Below are 4,648 nucleotides of genomic sequence, written 5' to 3' on the forward strand. Positions count from 1 at the left end.
GCCTCCCCCTCCAGCTCCACCACCCGCACGTCCTTCACGCCTGCGCCGGCGAGCCGCCACGCGGCGGACAGCCCGGCCGCGCCCGCGCCCACCACCAGCACGTCCACCGGTTCAAAGGTCTCCGCGCGCGGCAGCGGACCGCCCCGCAGCTTGTGGCCGGTGTCCACCGCCCGGTCCACGATGGCGCCCGGCACCGGCGCGCGGGGCGCCTGCTGCCGCTGACACGCGCTCGCGACGGAGGCGCCCAGGAACGCGGCCACCAGCTCGCGCCGCGTCAGTTCCACCGACGCCATTCCTCTTCGTAGTAGTGCACCAGCACCTGGTTGTTCAGCCGGTTCACCTCCGCCGGCAGGGGCGCCATGTCCGGCGGGAAGCGCGTGAGGGCCTCCAGCGTGTGCTCGTCCAGGAACACGAGCCCCTCTGGCAGCGCGCGGTGCCGGCCGGGCGCCTCCAGCGCCACCATCACGTAGCCCCACTCGCCGAAGGACGGCACCAGCGCGTGGTACGGCTCCGTCCAGAAGCCCGCCGCCTTGAGCGTCGTCGCCACGCACCAGAACGAGCGCCGCGCGAACAGGGGGCTGGTGCTCTGGATGACCGCCACCCCGCCCGGCGACAGGCGCCGCTTCAGGATTTTGTAGAAGCCCGTCGTGTACAGCTTCCCCAGCGCGAAGTTGTTGGGGTCCGGGAAGTCCACCACCACCACGTCGTAGGAGCCCGTGCCCTCGGACAGGAACTGCATCGCGTCCGTGTTGATGACGCGCACCTTCGGGTGCGTCAGCGCGTGCCCGTTGAGCGCCGCCAGCTCCTGGTAGCCCGTGGCCAGCCCGGTGATGGCCGGGTCCAGGTCCACCAGCGTGACGGACTTCACCTCCGGGTAGCGCAGCACCTCGCGCGCCGCGAGCCCGTCACCGCCGCCCAGGATGAGCACGTGCTCCACGGAGCGCGCGCGCACCATGGCCGGGTGCACCAGGGACTCGTGGTAGCGGTACTCGTCGATGCTGGCGAACTGGAGGTTGCCGTTGAGGAACAGCGAGAAGCCCCGCTTGCCGCGCGTGACGATGATGCGCTGGTACGGGGAGCTGGTCGCGTGCACCACCTCGTCCGCGTAGAGCTGGTCCTCGTAGAACGTCGTCAGCCGGTCCCCCAGCGCGAAGCACACGAGCAGCCCCGCGCACAGCAGCACGGCCTTGATGCGCAGGCGCACGGGGTTGGCCAGCACGGGCGCCAGAAGCCACGTGCTCCACAGCCCCACGCCCGCGTTCAACAGGCCGAAGAGGAGCGACGTGCGCACCAGCCCCAGCTTCGGCACGAGCAGGAGCGGGAACGCCACGCTCGCGGCCAGCGCGCCCAGGTAGTCGAACGTCAGCACCTGGCTGACCAGGTCCTTGAACTTGAGCTGGTCCTGCAGGATGCGCAGGAGCAGGGGAATCTCCAGCCCCACCAGCGTGCCAATCACCAGCACGCTGCCGTACAGCACGACGGGGAAGACGCTGGTGAGCGTGAAGGTGAGGAACAGCATCGGCGCGCACAGGCCGCCGACGAGCGCCACCGCCAGCTCTATCTCCACGAAGCGCTGGGCCACCCCGCGCTCCACGAAGCGCGACAGGTAGCTGCCAATCCCCATCGCGAACAGGTAGCCGCCGATGACGGTGGAGAACTGGGTGATGCTGTCCCCCAGCAGGTAGCTGGCGAGCGTCCCGACGATGAGCTCGTAGATGAGCCCGCACGTCGCGATGACGAGGACGGTGAGGAAGAGCAGCGTCTTGTTCAAAGCGTCACGTCGTTCAGCCGCTGATGGCCGCCGCGATGATGATGGCCAGCCCCAGGATGAAGGAGCCGATGACGATGCCCAGCGCCGTGTTCTGGTCGGCTTCAATCTCCTTGTGCACGTCGTAGGGGAGGATGAGCCGGATGACGAAGAAGCCGGCGACGAACACCGCCAGCCCGATGATCGAATAGATGACGCTCGCCAACACTCCCTGCAGCGTCACCACCACTCCGAGCAGCAGCACCATCACTTGCCTCCCATGAATCCGCCGGTCCACAGCAGCACGCCGCCGGGGCCGCGCCGCACATCCCCCGTCACCCTGCCGCGCTCCTCGCCACTGAACGGAGCCCAGCCGGTAAAGGTCGCCCACCCGTAGGCCAGCAGCACCAGCCCGCCAAGGTACTTCATCGTCCACCTCCGTCCGCGCTCGCCGCGGGGCCTACTGCAGGTTGCTTTCCTTCCACCGCTCGGTCTCGAAGCCGGTGGAGCCGATGAGCGACAGCCCCGGCGCCAGGAGCAGCAGCACCAGCGCGATGACGAGCCAGCTTTCGTTGACCGTGTCGTGCGTCAGCCGCACCCGGTACCCGATGCCGCCCCGGTTCGCCACCTGGAGCCCCAGGTTCGGGTCGTACGACGTGGTGGTGCGCAGCACGTACTTGCCCGCGGGCACCGTGGACAGGAACACGCTGCCCTGGTTGCCGCCCTCGCTCCAGGAGCCGTCGCTGTCACGCCCGTGGTAGTAGCTGATCTCCTCGTAGAAGCTCACCACGTCCTGCGTCTGCTGGTTCACCAGGTCGCCCTGCACGCCCACCCACGCGTTGTCGAGCGCGTTGGCCACCGCCACCTCCACCCGGACGTTGCCCGCGCGGGTGATTTCGAACGGCTCGCTGAAGTGCATGGTGGCGGGGGTGCCGGATGACGCGCCCGGTGGCACCTGCACCAGCATGTCCAGCACCTGCGCGTTGAGCGCCCGCGCGTGGAGGAAGGCCGACAGCGCGAGCAGCGCCACCACCCAGATGCCCGTCCAGACCAGCGTCTCCATCAGCTTCTTGCGGCGCGTGTTCGGCTGGCTGGGGGAGATGCCCCGGGGCTCCGGCAGCGGCTCCTTCAGCTTGAACGCGGCCTGCACCTGCTCCGGCGTGAGGTACTCGCCGTGGGTGTACGTGACTTCGTTGTCGGTGGCGTCCTCGTTCACGGAGTACGGCGGCGCGACGTACTCGGTGGCGTGCGCCGTCTCGCCCTGGAACACCTGCCAGTAGAACTCGCCCACCACCGCGTCGGTGACGGCGGTGACGGACTGGAAGGCCTTGTAGCGCCGGCCCTCGTAGTACGCGGAAGACTGCGGCACCACGTCCGCGTCACCCGCCGCCAGGGGCTTCAGGAACACCCAGTGGCCGTTGGACTCCATCAGCCAGGTGAAGCCGCGCGTCGGGTGGTAGAGCAGGTACTCCAGCCACGGGTAGCGCGTGCCCTCCACCACGCACGAGCGCTCCTGGTAGCCGATGAGGATCCACTCCACCCCGTCGAGCGTCCCCTTCATGCCCAGCGACAGGTCCGCCGGCAGGTCCGGCTTCTGGAGCAGCTTGAGGAACGACAGCTTGCCCTTGCTCACGTCCAGGAGCGCGCCGCAGTACGGGCACGCCACGCGCATCGTCTGGTCCGGCGCGCGCAACTCCAGCGGGCCGTTGCACTGGGTGCAGCGCGCCTGCTGGAGCGTGGCCTTGCGCACGCGCGGGCGCAGGTCGTTGGCGGGGATGCCCAGCTGCGACAGCTCCAGCCGCTGGCCCAGGAAGACCTCCGGGTCGCGGTCGCGCGTGCCGAAGTCCAGCGTGACGAACAGGCCCCGGGGGCCCGTGGCGTCCACGTAGTAGGCGTCCTGGGAGGAGTCCACGTCGCTGGGGAGCTGCCCCTCCGCCGCCACCACGCGCCCGTGGCCCCGCTCCTCAATCACCAGCGGGCGGTTGCGCAGGCGCAGGCGGTCACCGGGGTGGAGCGCGTCCAGCTCCAGCCCCTCCTCCACGCCCGCGTCGAAGAGCAGGTGGAAGGCGCCCTCGGACTCGCTGAGCCAGCCGGTGCGGCCGTCCGCCATCTCCACGTACCACTCGTCCCAGGGCCCGGCGCCATGGTCCTTCTGGAGGTGGCCGACGATTTGATAGGCGCTGCTGTTGACGCGCCCCTCCAGGCCCAGGCGCAGCGGGGAGTCGGTCTCCACGACGCGGGCCACCCGGCCGTGGGACTCCAGGTCCACGCCGGTGCGCGCCACCATCGTCTGGCAGTGGCCGCACACGACCACCTGCGCCGAACCGACGGTGAACTCCACGCTCGCCCCACACGACGGACACGCCCCCTGCGTCACGCCTCCACCCCTCTCGACAGCTCTCGCACGCGGCAGGACGTGGCGCCCAGGTACCGGGCCGCCAGCGCGGTGAAGTCCGGACAGGCGCGGGTGCGGCAGCAGTAGACGTTGAGCGCGGCGAAGCCGTGCTCCGGGAAGGTGTGGATGGCCAGGTGGCTCTCGGCCAGCAGCGCCAGCCCGGTGATGCCCCCCGGCTCCGGGAAGACGTGCCACTGGGGCTGGCCCACGACCTTGAGGTCCAATGCGACGACGAGCGCCTCGAAGAGGGCCGCCAGGGCGGGCGCGTCCTTGAGCCGTTCCGGCGCGCAGCCGCTCGCGTCAACCAGCCATTCCTGTCCGGTTGTCACAGGGAAAACCTCCGGGGATGGCTGGACTCTTTAGCACGCCGTGGCCGGGTCGAAAGCCGCTAGGATGCCGGCGCCATGCGCACCCGATTCCTGACCATTGGTTTCCTCTGCCTCGCCCTCACCGCGTGCTCCAAGGACAAGGAGTCCGAAGGCAAGGCCTCCCCGCCCCCCACGGGC

Annotated in this window: 6 protein-coding genes; all 6 read right to left on the reverse strand. The window is 69.9% G+C overall.

The window, feature by feature from the left end; all coding sequences use genetic code 11:
- Positions 1-293, reverse strand: a 293-nt coding sequence (locus tag D7X12_RS39420; protein ID WP_120630296.1) for an FAD-binding protein, incomplete at its 3' end; no start/stop codon positions are given.
- Positions 275-1,771: a polyamine aminopropyltransferase gene (locus tag D7X12_RS39425; RefSeq protein WP_208719589.1), complete on the reverse strand. Its 1,497-nt coding sequence runs from the start codon at positions 1,769-1,771 to the stop codon at positions 275-277. The genes D7X12_RS39420 and D7X12_RS39425, both read right to left, overlap by 19 nt.
- A gap of 13 nt (positions 1,772-1,784) precedes the next feature.
- Positions 1,785-2,012, reverse strand: coding sequence for a DUF350 domain-containing protein (locus D7X12_RS39430; protein WP_120615111.1), 228 nt, complete (start codon positions 2,010-2,012; stop codon positions 1,785-1,787).
- 2 nt (positions 2,013-2,014) lie between these two features.
- Positions 2,015-2,176, reverse strand: a complete 162-nt coding sequence (locus tag D7X12_RS43590) for a hypothetical protein (RefSeq protein ID WP_167509124.1) — start codon at positions 2,174-2,176, stop codon at positions 2,015-2,017.
- A 31-nt stretch (positions 2,177-2,207) separates the two neighbouring features.
- On the reverse strand, positions 2,208-4,124 hold the full coding sequence (locus D7X12_RS39435) for a DUF4178 domain-containing protein (RefSeq protein WP_120630298.1): 1,917 nt from the start codon (positions 4,122-4,124) through the stop codon (positions 2,208-2,210).
- Positions 4,121-4,471, reverse strand: a complete 351-nt coding sequence (gene speD, locus D7X12_RS39440; protein WP_120630299.1) for an adenosylmethionine decarboxylase — start codon at positions 4,469-4,471, stop codon at positions 4,121-4,123. Before speD ends, D7X12_RS39435 begins: the two co-directional genes overlap by 4 nt.
- Positions 4,472-4,648 lie beyond the last annotated feature (177 nt).

The organism is Corallococcus sicarius (assembly GCF_003611735.1).
Taxonomy (GTDB): Bacteria; Myxococcota; Myxococcia; order Myxococcales; family Myxococcaceae; genus Corallococcus; species Corallococcus sicarius.

What these genes read in the sequence shown, in the direction of transcription:
- D7X12_RS43590 (WP_167509124.1), bottom strand. Translation starts at nt 2,176, where the DNA reads ATGAAGTACCTTGGCGGGCTGGTGCTGCTGGCCTACGGGTGGGCGACC.